Source organism: Paraflavisolibacter caeni, from assembly GCF_025628885.1.
Taxonomy (GTDB): domain Bacteria; phylum Bacteroidota; class Bacteroidia; order Chitinophagales; family Chitinophagaceae; genus Flavisolibacter; species Flavisolibacter caeni.
In genome coordinates this window covers 60,415-77,781 of sequence record NZ_JAOTIF010000012.1, presented here as the reverse complement: position 1 = coordinate 77,781, position 17,367 = coordinate 60,415, and the positions used below count along the sequence as shown (strand labels likewise).

Annotated in this window: 15 protein-coding genes and 1 pseudogene; 3 read left to right on the top strand and 13 right to left on the bottom strand. The window is 40.7% G+C overall.

The window, feature by feature from the left end; genetic code table 11:
* Window positions 1-227 precede the first annotated feature (227 nt).
* The 10 genes and pseudogenes from OCK74_RS15070 to OCK74_RS15025 all read right to left on the bottom strand — a co-directional run bounded on the left by OCK74_RS15070 (window position 228) and on the right by OCK74_RS15025 (window position 7,874).
* On the bottom strand, window positions 228-698 hold the full coding sequence (locus tag OCK74_RS15070; protein ID WP_279297882.1) for a cupin domain-containing protein: 471 nt from the start codon (window positions 696-698) through the stop codon (window positions 228-230).
* 9 nt (window positions 699-707) lie between these two features.
* Window positions 708-1,448: a carboxymuconolactone decarboxylase family protein gene (locus OCK74_RS15065; RefSeq protein ID WP_279297881.1), complete on the bottom strand. Its 741-nt coding sequence runs from the start codon at window positions 1,446-1,448 to the stop codon at window positions 708-710.
* Between the two features lie 87 nt (window positions 1,449-1,535).
* Window positions 1,536-1,775, bottom strand: a pseudogene (locus tag OCK74_RS15060) (flavodoxin); the annotation flags it as partial.
* A gap of 18 nt (window positions 1,776-1,793) precedes the next feature.
* Window positions 1,794-1,925, bottom strand: coding sequence for a hypothetical protein (locus OCK74_RS15055; protein ID WP_279297879.1), 132 nt, complete (start codon window positions 1,923-1,925; stop codon window positions 1,794-1,796).
* Between the two features lie 85 nt (window positions 1,926-2,010).
* On the bottom strand, window positions 2,011-2,979 hold the full coding sequence (locus tag OCK74_RS15050; RefSeq protein WP_279297878.1) for an alpha/beta hydrolase: 969 nt from the start codon (window positions 2,977-2,979) through the stop codon (window positions 2,011-2,013).
* A gap of 20 nt (window positions 2,980-2,999) precedes the next feature.
* Entirely contained in the window at window positions 3,000-3,464 is a 465-nt protein-coding gene (locus OCK74_RS15045) for a nuclear transport factor 2 family protein (protein WP_279297877.1), read from the bottom strand.
* 50 nt (window positions 3,465-3,514) lie between these two features.
* On the bottom strand, window positions 3,515-4,681 hold the full coding sequence (locus OCK74_RS15040; RefSeq protein ID WP_279297876.1) for an aldo/keto reductase: 1,167 nt from the start codon (window positions 4,679-4,681) through the stop codon (window positions 3,515-3,517).
* A gap of 54 nt (window positions 4,682-4,735) precedes the next feature.
* On the bottom strand, window positions 4,736-5,719 hold the full coding sequence (locus tag OCK74_RS15035) for an aldo/keto reductase (protein WP_279297875.1): 984 nt from the start codon (window positions 5,717-5,719) through the stop codon (window positions 4,736-4,738).
* A 71-nt stretch (window positions 5,720-5,790) separates the two neighbouring features.
* Window positions 5,791-6,852, bottom strand: coding sequence for an alpha/beta hydrolase (locus tag OCK74_RS15030; protein WP_279297874.1), 1,062 nt, complete (start codon window positions 6,850-6,852; stop codon window positions 5,791-5,793).
* A gap of 170 nt (window positions 6,853-7,022) precedes the next feature.
* Entirely contained in the window at window positions 7,023-7,874 is an 852-nt protein-coding gene (locus tag OCK74_RS15025; RefSeq protein ID WP_279297873.1) for an aldo/keto reductase, read from the bottom strand.
* Window positions 7,875-8,031: 157 nt separating this feature from the next.
* On the opposite strand from OCK74_RS15025, the gene OCK74_RS15020 reads away from it, so the two are divergent.
* Both OCK74_RS15020 and OCK74_RS15015 read left to right on the top strand, forming a co-directional pair.
* Window positions 8,032-8,928 carry a helix-turn-helix domain-containing protein gene (locus OCK74_RS15020; protein ID WP_279297872.1) on the top strand — a complete coding sequence of 299 codons (897 nt, stop codon included), beginning with the start codon at window positions 8,032-8,034 and terminating at the stop codon, window positions 8,926-8,928.
* 275 nt (window positions 8,929-9,203) lie between these two features.
* Complete coding sequence (locus OCK74_RS15015; RefSeq protein WP_279297871.1) at window positions 9,204-10,586, top strand: c-type cytochrome; 1,383 nt, start codon at window positions 9,204-9,206, stop codon at window positions 10,584-10,586.
* Between the two features lie 108 nt (window positions 10,587-10,694).
* Here the strand turns inward: OCK74_RS15015 and OCK74_RS15010 are convergent, their stop codons facing one another.
* The 3 genes from OCK74_RS15010 to OCK74_RS15000 all read right to left on the bottom strand — a co-directional run bounded on the left by OCK74_RS15010 (window position 10,695) and on the right by OCK74_RS15000 (window position 12,200).
* Window positions 10,695-11,114 (bottom strand): organic hydroperoxide resistance protein, encoded by a 420-nt coding sequence (locus OCK74_RS15010; RefSeq protein ID WP_279297870.1) that lies wholly within the window; start codon window positions 11,112-11,114, stop codon window positions 10,695-10,697.
* Window positions 11,115-11,181: 67 nt separating this feature from the next.
* Entirely contained in the window at window positions 11,182-11,670 is a 489-nt protein-coding gene (locus tag OCK74_RS15005; RefSeq protein ID WP_279297869.1) for a hypothetical protein, read from the bottom strand.
* Window positions 11,671-11,864: 194 nt separating this feature from the next.
* A complete protein-coding gene (locus tag OCK74_RS15000; RefSeq protein WP_279297868.1) occupies window positions 11,865-12,200 on the bottom strand; it encodes a hypothetical protein in 336 nt (111 codons plus the stop codon).
* Window positions 12,201-13,294: 1,094 nt separating this feature from the next.
* Here OCK74_RS15000 and OCK74_RS14995 point away from each other — a divergent pair.
* On the top strand, window positions 13,295-17,350 hold the full coding sequence (locus tag OCK74_RS14995) for a hypothetical protein (protein WP_279297867.1): 4,056 nt from the start codon (window positions 13,295-13,297) through the stop codon (window positions 17,348-17,350).
* The last annotated feature ends 17 nt before the right edge of the window (window positions 17,351-17,367 follow it).

Sequence of the window (17,367 nt, the reverse complement as noted above, 5' to 3'; positions counted from 1 at the left end):
TGTATTAAGTTTCAAGCGACCAAACCATTTAGGAACCGAATAAAATGCTTGATTTTGATGGAATTTCGAAGAGCTAAACTGCTCTATAAATTAACAAAACAAAGAGGACAAATGATAGCAATTTGATTCAAATTCTACGAAGGCTAAATAACAATCAGGATCAGCGAAGACACCTTTTAGCCACCATGAAAGTAGATTCTTTTAGCCTACATAATTATTTTGGCATTTTACCTTGATGCATGATACTCTTCGTCCGTTACAGGTTGCAACCACACGGTTACCCCCTTTGCAGCATCCGTTATGGCAATTTGAATAAATCCGGTATCGCTGCTTGCCCCATGCCAGTGCGGAACATTCGGCGGGCATTTCACAACATCGCCTTTGCGGAGAAGCCTTTTCGGGCTGCCTTTTTCCTGGTAATAGCCCACGCCACCGGTAGCCAATAAAATTTGTCCGCCAGGATGTAAATGCCATTTCGTTCTTGCACCCGGTTCAAAGGTCACATTACCTACCTGTATGAAATTAGTACTGTCACTCACAACCAGTTGTTGAAGCCATGCAGTACCAAAGAAATTATCGTTGGTAATTTTTTGACCTTTTGGGAATATCGTATCTGCTGCTTTTTGTGCACCTGCATGAAAACTTAATGTGCACAAAACAAACAATAATGAGCATAGTTTTTTTTCGACCTGTTTCATTTTTCGGTTTTACTTTCTTCTTGAATTCATTACATTCGAGAGCACCTGTCTGCCGGCTTCGGCTTCTTTTTTCCCCACATTCATCTCAATAAGGGAAAGAAGATGCTTGAGCTGGGACTCCGTTATGCCAAGATGCAGTGCTATACCCATGTGGGATTGCATCATTGGCTCTACACCACCCAAATTAACAAGGGCCGATACAGTGGCAAGTTCCCTGTCTGTATAACTTAAAATGTCACGCTCAAAAATATCAGCAAAAAGGTGTTCTTTCAGAAACACCTCTATTTCGGGGCTAAAGGCTGCGTAGCCGGCCCGGGCCTCTATTTGCGGTTGCCCAGTGAGTGCTTCCAAGACTTTTTTTCCTCTCTCGAATTTGCTCCCAGTATCTTTTATAGGCGTGGCTTCTCTGCCTACTTTATCTGTAATACCTTTCGACTTTCTCTCATCTAACACCGACATAAACGATTGTAAGCCCCTGATGCTTCGGGGAAAGCCGCAATAGGCATAGAGGTGAACAATTACTTCCTTGATTTCATTGATCGAAAGTCCTGCGGCCAGTCCATCATTGAGTGCCTTCTTCAAGCCTTTCAGTTCGCCCTTGGCTGTAAAGGATGAAATGGTAACGATAGACTGATACCTTGCATCCAACGCTTGATTGTCATTTAAACCAGCCTGAGCCATTACATCAGGTGCAAAATAGAGTTGCGAAGCCATGATCGTGAGGAGAATAAATACTTTAATTGATTTCATACTTTTTTCCGTTATTAAAAAGAGAATTATGGCTTTCTCAGTTGATTATTGAAACAATAGTTAACGAATATCTACCGACTAAACACCTTATGAAGCTTTATTAATTAGTTTGAGCCTTTGCAACCATGCCTTCACTTTGGTTTCTGCCTCTTTCCTCTTTTCATCTTTAATAGCAAGATAAACACCGTCTCTTTCCACTCCACCTTTCATGGTAAAGCCTTCCAGTATTTTGCTATCCGGACACAAATCCTTTACCGTTTCGAAACTGCTTCCTACAGCATAGCCCGCATTTGTATTGAAAGGAATTACTGTTTTTCCATTTAGGTTATACTGGTGTAAATCTAATTAAAGTGCTACCAAAGTTCCGCCTACATTGTTTTGAATAATTTCCGCTATTGCCTTCGTATTATTTGTCCGTGACAGGTACACGATCAATATTTTGCCGGCGCTTAAAGCCGTACCCGACTCTGGTCGCATTTCATTTGTTTGGGAGGAAGAACAAGATTTTCATCGTATGCTACCGGATAAGTAAGCCTGTGAACGACAATGAGCCTTTAATTCGTTATATGCTTCTTCCAAAATGAGATTGCAGCATCCATCCTTCCGCATCTGTTCCTTTCCCTGTACCAAAACCATGACCAGCGGTTTGGTACCGGCGGTATTCTACTTCCACACCTGCAGCTTTTAAATTTTCAACCCTTCTATCTACCGTAGCGACATTGGCTATACCATCGTTGGCAGCCACAGAAATAAAGGTGGGAGGAAAACCGGATGAATACGTTGATTGCCCTGTATATGCAATAACCGCTGTAGCAGGCTTTGGAAGATTGCTGCCGCCATAAGCAGATATACCGCTTAAAGCAATGTTGCCAACCATCCTGGCGCCTGCAGAGCCACCCCATAAGGAATAATCTTTTGTGCTTACACCCAGCTTTTCCGCATTACTGAAAATATAGGATATAGCTGCCGCAAGGTCTTCGATGGCTCTTTGCTCACTACCAATACGATACCGGATGACAAATGCATTTAGTCCGTTCTTACTTATCTCCTGCGCCAGCGGAAAGCCTTCGTGCAACGAGCCTACATAACTAAACCCTCCCCCAGGACACACAATGGCAAATGGCGCACCGGGTTTTCCCCTGAAAAAGAAAAGCCCGGTTTGTTCCAGTGAACGATCCTGTTGCTTTTGCTGATCTGAATAGATGTTATAGAAAATGGTTTTGCCGCTGGCCACTTCATTTATCATGTGGTTGACGGAGGAGAGAACGACATCGGGACGCACATTGCTGTGATAAGGCATCAGCGACGCCACGTCTCTTAGGGAAGTGTTTTGGTAAGATGAATTATTGTCCCAGGGCAACAAAAGTTCTCCAAAACCCTGAAAGGCTGAATGGGTTGTAATATCTCCAACACGATGACTAAGTGTTAGAAGTGTGTCAATTGTAATATTTCCGCCTGCGTTACTCATGGAAATATCCGCCTCCTTCTTCGTACAGTTTGATAAAAGTGCCAATAGCAATACCCACTTCATCTTCAACATTTTTTATTGCTTTAATGCTGTGAATTATTAGGCGTCATCAGCCTGGTAAATGACAGCGAGCCTAACAGCCATTTGCCGCCTTCCTTTACATACACTTCCGTAACGATAAACGGATTAGTGACTTCGTTGCCACCTACCACTGCCAATAAAGTAATCCTGTTTAGCAGGATGGCGGTATTGCCAATCAGTTGAACAGATACTTCCTGAACATCGGCCTGTTTATACCAAATGCCGCCGCTTCTGATAACGTCGACTTCCTGCGCTTTTCCCCAGCTTCCGCCCATGTGCACAAACACTGACTTTTCGTGAAAGAGAGTGGCCAGCGTATCGGCTTTCTTCTCCGCCATCCAAATCCATTTTTGCCTGGAAAGACTGATGACTTCCTGCTCGGCAGCAGTGTAGGTTTTTGTTTGCTGTGCAGATGACCATTGCCCCCATAGGAGCAAAAAGCAAAGTGCCGGAATTGCAATTTTCATATAGCTGTTTGTTTATATAATGTTGATTTCGATATTTTCTATTTTGCCTCTTATTTTTTTGCAGGTGCTTCAACTGCGGAAAAATTCAACACAGCTTGAGGGAGTCGCAATCCTTTAATTTCAATCTTCGATAATTCTGTATTGAAGCCCTTTAATTCATCAGCAGTAAACCGTACGCTATCAGCACCGTTGTTCTCCAGCATGTGCGCCATCTGTGTTGTACCTGGGATTGGCACAACCCAGGGTTTTTGTGCCATTAGCCATGCTAGTGATATTTGTGCCGGGGTGGCTCTTTTCTGTGCAGCCCATTTTTTCACCAGCTCTACGAGTGCCAGGTTATTGGGAAGATTTTCTGGAGAGAAACGTGATTCCATGCCGCGAATATCTCCGGGAGCAAACCTTGTATTGGCATCAATAGCTCCTGTTAGAAAGCCTACGCCCAATGGGCTCCACGGTACAAAACCAATACCGAGTTCTTCGCAAAGCGGAATGACGGCCTCCTCCGGTCCACGCCACAGGAGCGAATATTCATTTTGAATAGCCGTAACCGGATGAACGGCATGTGCCCTTCTTACGGTTTGCAGCCCTGGTTCGGAAAGTCCGTAATGCAACACTTTTCCTTCCCTAATAAGATCTTTCATCAAACCAGCAACGTCTTCAATGGGAACAGCCGGATCCACACGATGTTGATACAGTAGATCAATGCGGTCAGTACGCAAACGTTTCAACATACCTTCAACCACTTTTCTAACATGGTCAGGACGACTATTAAGCCCAGGTAGTCGCTGACCGGTCTCCTGGTTTATGTTCCAACCAAACTTAGAGCAGATCACTACTTTGTCCCGGAAAGGTGCAACGCCTTCACCGAGTATACGTTCCACCTCATGAGGCCCGTAGGCCTCGGCCGCATCATAAAAGGTCACGCCACGGTCGAAAGCTGTACGGATGATGTTGTGCATTTCAGGACGGGAAGGAACCTCAGTTGTATACTTGCGGCTCATATTCTGGACACCAATGCCAACGCTGGAAACTTCTAGTTTGCCGAGTTTGCGCCGCGTGGTTACTTGCGTCTTAGATGTGGTTGTGTTTGCGCCAGCTGCACTCGCAGATGTTTTGCAGCCTGCAGGCAACATGGCTCCACCGGCCAATACGAGCCCCGCTTTGAATAGGTCTCGGCGATTAAAACCTGTAGTTGATTTCTCGACTGAATTGCCCATGTTATGAATGATTAATTGTTATATAATAGTTGAGCGATAAATTGCTAATGTTTACTATCGGTTAATCATTTTCTGCGATTGTTCATTATAGCGAGTGCCCTGTACTTCAATTTTTGAAAGTGCTTCATTAATTGCTTCAATATCCTTATCATCAAGTACTACATTTGTCGATCCAATGTTTTCCTCCAACCGATGCAACTTGGTTGTACCCGGGATCGGAACGATCCACGGCTTTTGCGCCAATAACCATGCAAGGGCAATTTGAGCAGGTGTAACATCGATAACGTTTGCCAATCTCTCAAGCAGGTCAACCAAAGCCTGGTTAGCTTTCCGGTTTTCTTCTGAAAAACGAGGAACGATGTTACGGAAGTCAGCCTTATCGAATGTTGTACGCTCATCAATCTTTCCGGTAAGAAAACCTTTACCCAGTGGACTGAACGGAACAAAGCCAATTCCCAGTTCTTCAAGTGTGGGCAATATTTCCTGTTCCGGTTCTCGCCACCAAAGTGAGTATTCGCTCTGCAGGGCTGTTACTGGTTGTACCGCGTGAGCTTTACGAATAGTTTGTACACCGGCTTCCGACAGACCAAAGTGCGCCACTTTTCCTTCTTTGATTAATTCCTTTACCGTTCCTGCCACGTCCTCAATCGGAACATTGGGATCTACACGATGCTGATAAAACAAGTCAATTACATCTGTTTTCAATCGTTTTAGTGCAGCTTCAGCAACGGCCCTAATGGTTGAGGGACGACTATCAGTACCTAATTGTGGTTTACCTTCTTTGAAACCAAATTTTGTCGCAATCACTACTTCGTTGCGGAATGGCTGTAATGCCTCACCAAGTAATTCTTCGTTTGTAAAAGGACCGTATGCTTCAGCCGTATCAAAGAAAGTAATACCTCTTTCATATGCTGCACGAATTAGATTAATTGCATCTTGTTTGTCTACTTCATTACCGTAACCAAAACTCAAGCCCATGCAACCCAGACCCAGAGCTGATACTTCTAATCCGCTTTTTCCTAATATTCTTTTTTGCATGATCAATTAATTATTGAATTAATAACTGGTTCAGATTTTATTTTGCATTCACTCGTTTTTTGAATGCTGTTTTATTTCAGATATCTACCAAAGAAATCTGTGATCTTGTTTACTGCCTGATTTACATATTCAGGTCTCCAATATGTTTGGATATGAGTAGCCCCTTCGATTAGAAATAACTCCTTGTTTTTTGCATTAGTTGCTTTGCTAAATGCTTCATCTGTCATATATTTTGTATCGGCTTTGCTCCCGGCCATCATCAACAGAGGCTGGTTGATTAAATCCATATTCGTAGCAGCATCCCAAGTCATTAAGTCGAGCAGGCTGCTCGTGGTGTATTTAAAAGTTGAATTTGGGTGTGCATGCGTTCTGTAGTAATACACGTATCCTTCACGATATAAATCGTTTGTGATTTTGGCAATTTCCTCATCTGTCGGGTTCGCCACACCTGCATAAGTCACTTCACCGCCAGCAACTTCTTTCGCACGGGCATCCGTAGCTTGCTTTAAACGTTCCTGGATTGTAGCTAATTGGGAATTCTGAAAGCCATTACGTCTTACCTCACCTGAATTAAACATACTCAAGGTTGCGACGGCCTTAAAACGTTTATCGCTCTGTGCTGCTTTTAAAGTATAACCACCGCCACCACAAATACCTAAAACACCCAAACGGTTTGCATCAACCCCTACATACCGGGTAATAAAGTCAGCCATACCATGAATATCTTCAATTCGGTTTGCAGGTTTATCCGTATGACGTGGCTCTCCGCCGCTTGCTCCCTGGTATGCTGCGTCGGCAGCAATGGTTATATAACCCAACTCTGCCAAACGCTGTGCATATAATCCAGCTGTCTGCTCTTTTATACCACCGTTAGGGTGGGCTACCACTACCGCAGGAAATTTCTTTGACGCATCATAATTGGCTGGTGTATAAACATTGGCAGCGATATCAATCCCATTCAGTTTATATTTCACCGGATGAATGTTTACTTTTCCTTTTTCATTTTTGGTAATGGCTCCTTCATATACCAAAGTCCAGGGGTTTTGTTGATGTCCCTTTTGAAGGGATGCTTCATTTGAAGTTGTTACTTGTTGAAAGCCAATCCCATTTTTTGTTGTTGCTTGATTACTCATGGTTTGTGCTTTTAAACTATTAATATTTGCTGTTGATAGCATTAATGATATTAGTAAGAATGCTAGTGTTTTCATTCTAGTTTATTTTAAATTGTTACTCCTAAGCAATTCAACCTTATGGACTGAACTGACTTAGCTTCTTTTTTTGCATTTTCAATATTTAAAGTGAGTTAAACCTCAAGTTTTCTTTCTCCCAGCCATTTGACCATCTTGGGATCGCGGTGATCAAAGAAGAGGCTTGCATTTGTGTCCAATGTTTTGATTGCTTCCATTTCTTCAGCACTTAGGCTAAAATCAAGGCTATTGAAGTTCTCCTCCATTCTTTCTTTGCGAACAGATTTTGGGATGGCGATAACGCCTCTTTGTGTAAGCCAGCGTAGTATGACCTGTGCAATGGATTTGTTGTATTTCTTACCGATGGATAGCAACAACTCATTGTGAAAGATGTTGTTTTTACCTTCGGCGAATGGGCCCCAAGACTCAATTTGAACATTGTTCTCCTGTAAGAACTTCTGTGTTTCAATTTGCTGGTGGAACGGATGTGTCTCAATCTGATTGACTGCCGGTACAATTTCATTGTGAACAATCAAGTCAATCAGCCTGTCAGGATGAAAGTTGCTGACACCAATTGCTCTAATCCTTCCTTCTTTGTACAAGTCCTGCATGGCTCTCCATTCACCATACACATCGCCGTATGGTTGATGCATCAGATATAAGTCAAGATAATCTAACTGTAATTTTTTTATTGAAGCCTCAAAAGCCTTTTTTGTTCCTTCATAACCGTCTGACTGTATCCAAAGTTTGGTCGTGATAAACAGTTCTTCTCTTGGCACACCACTTCCTTTGATCGCATTTCCTACAGCCTCCTCATTCATATAAGAGGCAGCAGTATCAATCAAACGATAGCCTGTGTTAATGACGTCCAGCACGCTTCTTTCACACTCTGCCAGGTCTGTCACCTGGAAAACCCCAAAACCAAGGATGGGCATCTCTACTCCGTTATTCAGTTTTACTTTTTGCATCGTATATTTCTTTTTGACTACGCAAAGGTCTTTTCATTTTTCTGCCTGCCAGGTATACAGATTCCGGTTTTTCCTACCAATATTGCTGATTAGCGACTGCTCATTCATAAAAGGGTGACAAAAGAGGTAATTTTGAATTTGTTAAAACAATAGTGATATGGATAACCTGCGACGGTTTGAAACCATCAGTGATTACAACGCCTTCAACAATAACGAAACGCTACACCCGCTGGTGAGTGTGGTTGACTTGTCAAAAGCAAGTCCCAGGCAAGGTTCCCGGATGTATTTTGGTTTCTACACCATCTTCTTAAAAGATGTGAAATGTGGTGATTTGGTATACGGTCGGCATACGTATGACTACCAGGAAGGTACACTGGTTTTCCTGGCACCGGGACAGGTGGCAGGCATAAATAGCAATGGAGAGACTTATCAACCGAAAGGATATGCACTGGTTTTTCATCCTGATTTAATACATGGCACTTCGCTTGGACGGAATATACAGGACTATACGTTCTTCGGTTACCAATCGAATGAAGCACTCCATTTATCAGAACGTGAACGAAAGATTGTGTTGGATTGTTTTTCAAAAATTGAATACGAGTTAGAGCATGCCATTGACAAGCACAGTAAAAGATTGATTGTATCTAACATTGAATTGTTCTTGAACTATTGCGTCCGTTTTTACGACCGCCAGTTTATTACCCGTGATAACGTACATAAGGGGATTTTGGAAAGGTTTGAAAATTTGTTAAACGAGTATTTCGAATCAGAGAAACCGCAAACAATTGGTTTGCCTTCTGTAGCTTATTGCGCCAATGAATTGAATTTATCTGCCAGCTATTTTGGTGACCTGATCAAGAAAGAAACTGGTAAAACAGCGCAGGAGTACATCCAAGTGAAGGTAATTGATGTAGCTAAAGAAAGAATATTTGACCAAAGCAAGTCTGTTAGCCAAATTGCGTATGAGTTGGGATTTAAGTATCCCCAGCATTTTACCCGGTTGTTTAAACAACGTGTGGGACAATCACCGAATGAATACAGGTTGTTCAATTGATATGAACTGTACTTAATAAGTAAAAGCAATTTATATCTAAAGGGGTGCCTAACTGAAACAATTAAGCTCCAGACAATTGATATTCGATTGCCTGGAGCTCATTATATACAGACCGGAGTGGTCTGCAACCTTCTTCAGGAATGCATTTTGATAAACAATTGTAGAATATAGCCCCTCAGAGGGCACCTTTACATTTGGTTTATTTTGAACTGATTATTCATCATTTCTTGTTGGGCTCGCAATTCTTTCCTAACTTTTATATGGAATAAATATTTATGAAAAAGTGGGTAGTGATTGTAGTGATGATCCTGTGTGGATTAGGCCTTTCGGCTTTTATAAGTGCATGGGAAATTGAAAAACCGGTACCTATACCAGCCAGTCCGCAAAGAATAGGAGATGCAAAACAGGGATGGCAGTATTTAATTACAGGTGATTATGTAAAAAGCGGTATTCCCTACAATTTATATTTATTAGGAGCCGGTGCATCAAAAGCCAATTACCTGCAAAGGGAAGGCTTTAATAAAAAATTGTCGTATGAATACACGGCCGTAACAGCCAAGAACGGCGAGGTACTTGCCGCACCGAACTGTCTGCAATGTCATGCTCAGGTTTTTAATAATGAGTTGATCATTGGCTTAGGCAATACTTCCATTGATTTTACCAACAACAAAAAAGTAAATGCCAAAAAAATTCAACATGTAGAATCGTTGTTAAAAACACTGTACCCTAAAAAGTACGAGGCTGCTGCTCCCTTTTTTACAGTGACCAAAACCATTGCACCGTATTTATATACAAAAGTCCGGGGTGTGAATGCAGCCGGACGTTTAGCCTATGTGCTCATTGCTCACCGCGATCCGAATACCTTTCAATGGACAAACCGTCCGATATTGGAAATTCCCGATGAAGTAGTGCCTACCGATACACCACCCTGGTGGTTGCTGAAGAAGAAAAATGCTATGTTTTATAACGGATTCGGCCGTGGCGATTTTGGACGGTTTTTAATGGCATCGAACCTTTTAACCGTAAATGATACGTCAGAATCGAGGCAGGTAGATGATCACATGCCGGATTTGCTAGCCTATATTTATTCTATCACACCTCCCAAATATCCATATCCGGTTAATGAAGAGTTAGTACAGCAAGGTAAAGTGCTGTTCGAAAAAAGTTGCTCCAAATGTCATGGTACTTATGGCGAAAAAGAGTCCTATCCGAATCTGTTGATCCCTGAAGCTATGATCAAAACCGATTCACTTCTGTTTAAGAGCAATTACTCCAATCCCCAGTTTGTCAATTGGTTCAATAAGAGCTGGTTTACACAGGGTGATCATCCGGCAAGGCTGGAACCTTTCGAAGGTTATATAGCTCCTCCTTTGGACGGCATCTGGGTCACTGCGCCCTATTTACACAATGGCTCTGTACCTACTTTGGAGGCGGTATTAAATAGTAAATTGAGACCCCAGTACTGGTCAAGAGATTTTGAAAAACCAGAGTATGATTACGAAAAGATAGGCTGGAAATTTTCAATTCATGAAAATGGGGATGGTACAACTGTTTACAATACTGATTGGCCAGGATACGGTAATTACGGACATTATTTTGGAGATAAACTTACCGATGCTGAACGAAAAGCAGTAATAGAATATTTGAAAACACTGTAAGGAAGCATCTAAGGCATCTTTAAGGCCTTATAACGGATATGATTAACTAATATGTATTTGCTCTTTGATTTGCGGATTGGACGAGCCTGCAACCATCCCAATGAGAAATTATGAAATTACTTCCAACTGAACATTAACATTTTTAACGATTGCGTTGGAATAAGGACATACTTTATGAGCTTTCTCTACCAGTTCCCTTGCTTTGCTTTTTTCAATACCAGGAATCGTCACAGCCAAAGCAACGTCTAATGCATATCCTCCTTCTCCATTTGGCTTCAATGCAACGGTTGCTTTGACTGTAGAAGGGCCTTCAGAATGTATTTTTTCCCGGTTCATTACCACATTAAGGGCACTGTCAAAACATGCTGCATAACCTGCCGCAAACAATTGTTCAGGATTGGTATAACCTGCTGGTCCTCCCAATTCTTTGGGTGTCCTTACTTCCAGTTCCAGAACACCGTCTTCACTTTGAACTTTTCCGTTTCGTCCACCAGTTACAGTAACGCTGGTTTGATATAGTGTTTTCATGTAAATGTTTTATAGGAAGTCGCCATAGGAGCAACTACTTGACTTTCTTTAATCATTCTCACCATTTTTATACCAGCAAGTGTTCATGAGTCAGATTCAATGTTCTTAAATCCAAGATTGTTTTGGTTTGCCACTTGATAAAACGATGTCTCCTTTCTATCCCATTATTTGGATGATTATACTGCCAATTTACCGTTTGTAGATTGGCAACTGACCTGGCGCTGCTGAGCTTTTTCGTCCCGCCACCTGCCATCAGGCCGGCCATGCCACGCGCGTAAAGCGTATCAGTCGCCTTTGTTACCGGCTTTCCATTCACCAATCCGGTGATGATGGAACCTTCGAAGCTGAGCACTTTTTCGCCACCCTCACCATCATCCTTCTGGGCTTTGATGATCGCTTGCTGTTCTGCGTCGGCAGTTACCTGCTTCTTATTCACTTTGCCCCGAATAACGACCAGACGGCATTTGCAATCTACGCCAAGATGTAGATAATAGCCTTTGGGAATAAAGCCGTAGCCGGCGCCCACGTGATTGTTCTCTGTGGGATTAAAGCTCATTTGCAAATGCTCACTTTTGGGTGAGAAGAGGTTTTAAGATCCCTCATTTCAACAATTATCTTAAGCAAATGAGCGTTAAGCTGATGTTTTAATTATAAATGTAAATGAGTTTTAGGTAAAGAATGGGTGTGAATAGATATGGCCATACATCCTTCTGGTTATGTTGTTACCAGTTATCTCACTTGTATTCAAGATTACCCCCAGGTCTTAAAAAAATGTTCATTCCCTTCTGCATTAACCGATACATTTGTATAATGAGCAAATGGGTTTGAATAGGCATAAGTAACATGCCAAAAAGAAGGCTTGGTAGTGCCTGTCAGCTTAATAGTATCCAAACTCGAAAAATGAGCAAGTTCCGAATCTGTAAAATACTTGCTCCTCCATTGTCCATCTGATGTATCACCTGCAAGCATTTGTCCATAACGGTCAGTCACGTAAATATTGGAAAAACTCTTTGATTCACCATTTTTAGAACAGCTTGTCAAGAAAAATGCAGCTAAAACAAATAATTGAAGAGTTCGGGTAATCATAGTAACATTTTCCAGGATAGGTCCTATTTGTGTAAACGAGACTTTTAGAGAAATAAAAAAGGAACCAACGTTCGATCCGAAACGCTGGTTCCTTAAAGTGACCCTGTAGGGAACAGAACAGGACCACAAAAGCCGCTACTGTATTGAGTTTCAAGCGATCAAACCATTTAGGATACCGAAAAGGAAACCGCATAAACTGCTTGAATTTGATGGAATTTCGAAGAGCTAAACTGCTCTATAAATTTACAAAATAAGAAGTACAAATGATAGCAATTTAATTCAAATCTTATGATACATGCCTATAACTATTAATGTCTAGGAAGTAATGAACTTCTATTACAAGAGGAAAGGTTAAGTAAATAGGATTCTGGAATCTACCATCCAGATCTTTTAATAGAATTTCCTATGCTTTTCTCCTTTTTATTTCGGAGTCACAATTCTATACTCTCTACTTAAACTAGTAAACTATTTGATGACAAGTTGTGATACTGGTTTGCTGATTGCCATTAATACAATTTCCGACCGGAATGGTCAACGAACATCTTTATCAGTCCGTGTTGGCTGATACTTCCATTAGTGTCACACAGTCAAAATGCCGCCAGTATACTTTCCGATCTTTACTGTGGTTAACTACTACCAATATGATCTGCAATATTGAGCTTTCACAGTAGCCAAAAATGAACGCTCGCATTGATATTTTGGATTAGGGTAGTTCTTTTCCGAAAGCGCTTTTAATTGTACGACTATCTTCCCTATAGGATATCCTTCGCTATCAACAATATCCAGGATCCCATCTGAGTTAGGCTGCTTGTCAAATGTTTTCAGTTTGCATTTAATATACTTTGCTCCTACTAAAACTTGAAATAAATTCTTGCTATCCTATTCCGCAGTAGATGTCTTGGAATACGGCGCAGGTTTACCAGGGATCAATTTGGATGATGAGTTTTCCATTCTGTCAAATTTACAACCGGGACTAAAAGTTTAATTAGAAGAATGAGGACTTATTTGAATATTAGCCCTCTATAATATAGCCCAACAATTTTTAACGATCATAGGACAATATCATCAATATTTTTGCTCAAAATTTTTATTGCATGGAAAATTTTAGGGATGAGGCATCAAAATTGAGCAAGGTGATCAAAATTTACAGAAGAAAGGAACATTTCAATCCCTTCGATCATTCCAAAGAAGTGAGTGCTGAAAATGACTGGGGCGCTTCTTTTTTCTACGCATCGATACAATTGCATACAATTTTGCAGCCTTATCATACTATCACAAAAGAGAAAGTCTATGAGATTTATACTACTTTTCAAAGAGAAACTGGTCTTAAGGTTGACGTTGATGGGCTTTTCAAACGTAACTGGCTTCGCATTGTAAACCAAAAACTAAACATTTCGGGCGTTATCCGTTACAGCGTTTTTGACATTGACAAAGTGGCGAATCTGAAGGGCGAATTTGGCTTTTTATCAGAATTGATGGTTGCACACGTCGATGGCAAGATTTCAGTTGCAGCCTTCGAGCAAGCTATCGTCGCATTCAATAAAACTCATACTATTGTCCTCGATGTAGCAGTAATGAAAAAAAACAATTGGATACAGGAAAAAGATGAGGTGATCACTATCCAAAATCTTGACTATTACAGGCCTCTGGTCGAATATGCAAATGATTTTCTTTTTATAAAAAAACTTCGTGATTGCCTGGCAGATGAAACTCAGAATAGACTGGTAATATCGATACATCAACTCACGAATCTTCACACCAGTCACACTGCGCTGTTCCCTGCAACCCCTTCGGTAAAAGATCTAATAGAAAAAAAAGTATTAACATCAAACGGCCATAATTATATATTGAACTTTCGTTGTCAAGACTCTCCGTTTAGCGGAATGATACTTGATAAGGCCGGAGCTAAACTCTGGAATTCACTCCTTGCAGAAGAACAGTTTTCTAACGATCTCGAAAGGATCAGATATTGGCATGACAGAATGGTTCACCACCATCACTGGTGCAGTATCAGAACATACTTTAACCTGGATGCTAAAAAAAGATTTCTTGATGCTGCTTTACAGGTCGTATTAACAGAAGAGGACCTTACGTCAGGTGAAGAAGAGTACCTGAAAATAAAACTGGATCAGGCACATCGCGTATCAACTATTTCCTATGTCTTATCAGAACATAAAAACGAACCGGAATTTCCGACAGATAGTGATCTCTTTGACCTATACGAGGGCATTGAAGCTATTGATAACAGATGGCAGCATCAATTGATGTGGCCGCAAGATGCCAGAGAAGATATTTTCTATTACATAAACCAGATAGTCAGAAATGATGAAGAAAATTCATGCGAACGAATACTTTGTCTATTAGAAGCTGGTTCTGCCAAACCATATGCACTTTGGAAAACTTGCTGGAATCTCTATTATTGGGAGCCACACATTATTCCTAACCTGCTCTACCGATCCAAAACAGCAGCGTTGGGTTTTACATTGCTGTGGAAGCTTAAAAAAGGCGAGAATGTTCTTGCCGATAAACCAATCGTATTTGAAGAAATAGCTACAAGTTGTTTTGGGTTATTGTGTAGGTTCCTAGCCACGAACGCAGGCCTTGATAATCAAGAAAAGGCAAAAGTAATCTTTCAATGTCTTTACATCTCTTTCCACGATAAAATGAAAGTTATCAGCCCGGATGCACAAAAAAACATGCGTCACAAGATCAATGCAACCCAGCTGGGGAATTCCCTTTGCGACGTATTTGAGCATGCTGTGCTTCCCGGAAGGGTTATCACTATTAACGGGCCAATAGAAGATTTATGGTATCCTGTAGTTCTGAAAGAGCTATACAAGCAGGTAGCCGATTATAAGCCTTTTGACTACTTTAGAAATAATTCCCTTGCTATCCCGCATGTTGAACTGGATTTCCTGCTATGGATAATGAAACTGGCAAAAAACCTGAGCGATAAGAAAATGTCTCGCGAACTGCAATCAATTATTATCCAAAAGTTTGTTTCATTTTATCTCGATTCAATAAATACAGGCAAAAAGGCAGTCTGGGATTACTTTAAAAAGACAACAAGCGAAAACGTTCCAATCTGGCACAACCAGCAATCTAACAATGGTTTGTTGGACTGGAAATCCATTTTTATTGCAATGGAGCAAGATAATATACTGGATGAATTTCTCAGTCCCACCAATCTACAAATGGAAGTTGCCCAGAATAAGTATGAGGAATATAATCGATTTGTCGCTAACAAAATCAGAACCCACCTTTCCATATTGCTTAATGGCTATCATACAATCTTTAAAGATCAGATAATCTTATCAGCACAAGGTTACCCCATAACCCCCACTCTCACTAAGCTGGAAAACAAGGTCACTTCTCTTGTAATCAAGTATTGTATAAATAAACCAGAAAATAAACAGATTGACATATTCGATTCCCTTTTTGAAAGAACATTCTGGAGTACCGAAAAAGAAGAACTACTGCCGCAAATTGGCAATGCACTTAATCGATTTTCAAAGGACAACAAGAATCGAATTTTAAAAGAACTCGTAAGTTCGGACCAGATCGTAAGATGTTTCAAGTTGCTCGAATTTGTAGTTTCCGAAAGTGATAAGGCAATACTTTTAAGTATTTTAAATAATCAGGATATTCAAAACTTCTTCTCAGAAACCTATACCAGGACCGATGCAGAATATGTTTTACAACAACTTGCTGAAAACAAAGTGTTTGCTGAGAAGGCAAAACAAGCGTTGACTATTTGGGAGAAGGTAAAAATTAAAAATAGTCATGCACTTAATGATCAACATGAGATCAACTGTTTTAGAATAAAGTTGCTTCTGGCTTATCATGACCAGGATGAAGAAAAAGTCGATCAGATACCTGATCCCAAACTTCGATCACATTATCAGGCCACCGAGTTTTCTGCATCCAGATCCCGAACTTTCTACAAAGCACTGGTGTATCTTACTAAAAACCGCGCTCCGGAGGCTTATTCAATTTTTGATACACAATTGAAGACAGAGGGAAGAGATAAAGTTTCGCTGGCATTGAACAGATTTGCTGCTAAAATACGTTGGGCTGACAATACAAGCAATGTAGATGATAAAAAAAGACTTTACCGGGAAGCCATAGACGAATGGAAACAGTATGAAAACACCCTACTGCAACAAAACGAACTGGATTTCGTAAAAGAAATGATCTGGCTAAACAAACTTTATGTCTATTCTGCTCTCACAGACTATCAGGCATTCGATGAATTGTTTAATAAATTGGAAAAACCACTTCAACTAAGTAAGGATTTTCTTGAACTGTCTGTCATGTCCCTGATCAAAAGAAAGATGCAGGTCCAGGCAGAATCGATTTTGTCCGAAGCGGAAGAATACCACAGGCTGTCAAATGGTAATGCTCCTGAATTCATACTCCGCCTTAAGACCCATGCGGATAATGATGACATAATTAAAGTTTTAAGGGAGCAGTATCTCAGGATATTTTCCCGCTCCGCGGAAAGTCTAATTAAAATACTGCCCCACAAATTCACGAAAGATTTTGGCTTACCAGAATTCATCTTGAGCGAACTCGTTAGTGTTGCTGAAGATGTGCTTACCTATGTCAACAGTGTTTCATCAATCAAAAAGGAAGACAAGTATTCAGACTTGCTTGTTCTTGCATTAAGTAATAGGTTTAAAAACTATACCTGGCATGTGGGAAATGCAAGGGGCGGATTTCCTGAATCAGGTAAATTAAATCCGGGAGAAATTGATTTTGCTATTTTCGGTCCGGGAGAAAGAATTACAATATGCGAAGCATTGATCCTAAAGGGCAAAAACGTCGCAAATGTTGAAAAACACAATTTTAAGGTCTTTAATTACGATGCAACCAGAAAATTCTTCTTCATCATAATTTACTATCTAGGTGATGAGAACAAATTCAAAGAAAACTGGAATGGCTATAAGACCGATTTAGCAAGCGTGATTGAGTTTCCATCAGGATTTGAGTTGGATGGGATGGTTGAAGATCTTTCTTCAACTTTTGGTAATGATTCAATAAAGACCGGGAAATCTTTACATGGCGCTACCACAACTTTATTCCACATCTTTATCAATATCAACTATCATAAAAGAAAGACTAGGGAAAAGGAAAGGACAGACAACTAATTGACTTTTTAATAATA

Excerpts from the sequence above, each read along its gene's own strand:
- OCK74_RS14995 (WP_279297867.1), top strand. The coding sequence starts at position 13,295 with ATGGAAAATTTTAGGGATGAGGCATCAAAATTGAGCAAGGTGATCAAA.
- OCK74_RS15070 (WP_279297882.1), bottom strand. The coding sequence starts at position 698 with ATGAAACAGGTCGAAAAAAAACTATGCTCATTATTGTTTGTTTTGTGC.
- OCK74_RS15025 (WP_279297873.1), bottom strand. The coding sequence starts at position 7,874 with ATGCAAAAAGTAAAACTGAATAACGGAGTAGAGATGCCCATCCTTGGT.
- OCK74_RS15010 (WP_279297870.1), bottom strand. The coding sequence starts at position 11,114 with ATGAAAACACTATATCAAACCAGCGTTACTGTAACTGGTGGACGAAAC.
- OCK74_RS15065 (WP_279297881.1), bottom strand. The coding sequence starts at position 1,448 with ATGAAATCAATTAAAGTATTTATTCTCCTCACGATCATGGCTTCGCAA.
- OCK74_RS15005 (WP_279297869.1), bottom strand. The coding sequence starts at position 11,670 with ATGAGCTTTAATCCCACAGAGAACAATCACGTGGGCGCCGGCTACGGC.
- OCK74_RS15040 (WP_279297876.1), bottom strand. The coding sequence starts at position 4,681 with ATGGGCAATTCAGTCGAGAAATCAACTACAGGTTTTAATCGCCGAGAC.
- OCK74_RS15015 (WP_279297871.1), top strand. The coding sequence starts at position 9,204 with ATGAAAAAGTGGGTAGTGATTGTAGTGATGATCCTGTGTGGATTAGGC.
- OCK74_RS15035 (WP_279297875.1), bottom strand. The coding sequence starts at position 5,719 with ATGCAAAAAAGAATATTAGGAAAAAGCGGATTAGAAGTATCAGCTCTG.
- OCK74_RS15050 (WP_279297878.1), bottom strand. The coding sequence starts at position 2,979 with ATGAAGTGGGTATTGCTATTGGCACTTTTATCAAACTGTACGAAGAAG.
- OCK74_RS15000 (WP_279297868.1), bottom strand. The coding sequence starts at position 12,200 with ATGATTACCCGAACTCTTCAATTATTTGTTTTAGCTGCATTTTTCTTG.
- OCK74_RS15020 (WP_279297872.1), top strand. The coding sequence starts at position 8,032 with ATGGATAACCTGCGACGGTTTGAAACCATCAGTGATTACAACGCCTTC.
- OCK74_RS15030 (WP_279297874.1), bottom strand. The coding sequence starts at position 6,852 with ATGAGTAATCAAGCAACAACAAAAAATGGGATTGGCTTTCAACAAGTA.
- OCK74_RS15055 (WP_279297879.1), bottom strand. The coding sequence starts at position 1,925 with ATGCGACCAGAGTCGGGTACGGCTTTAAGCGCCGGCAAAATATTGATC.
- OCK74_RS15045 (WP_279297877.1), bottom strand. The coding sequence starts at position 3,464 with ATGAAAATTGCAATTCCGGCACTTTGCTTTTTGCTCCTATGGGGGCAA.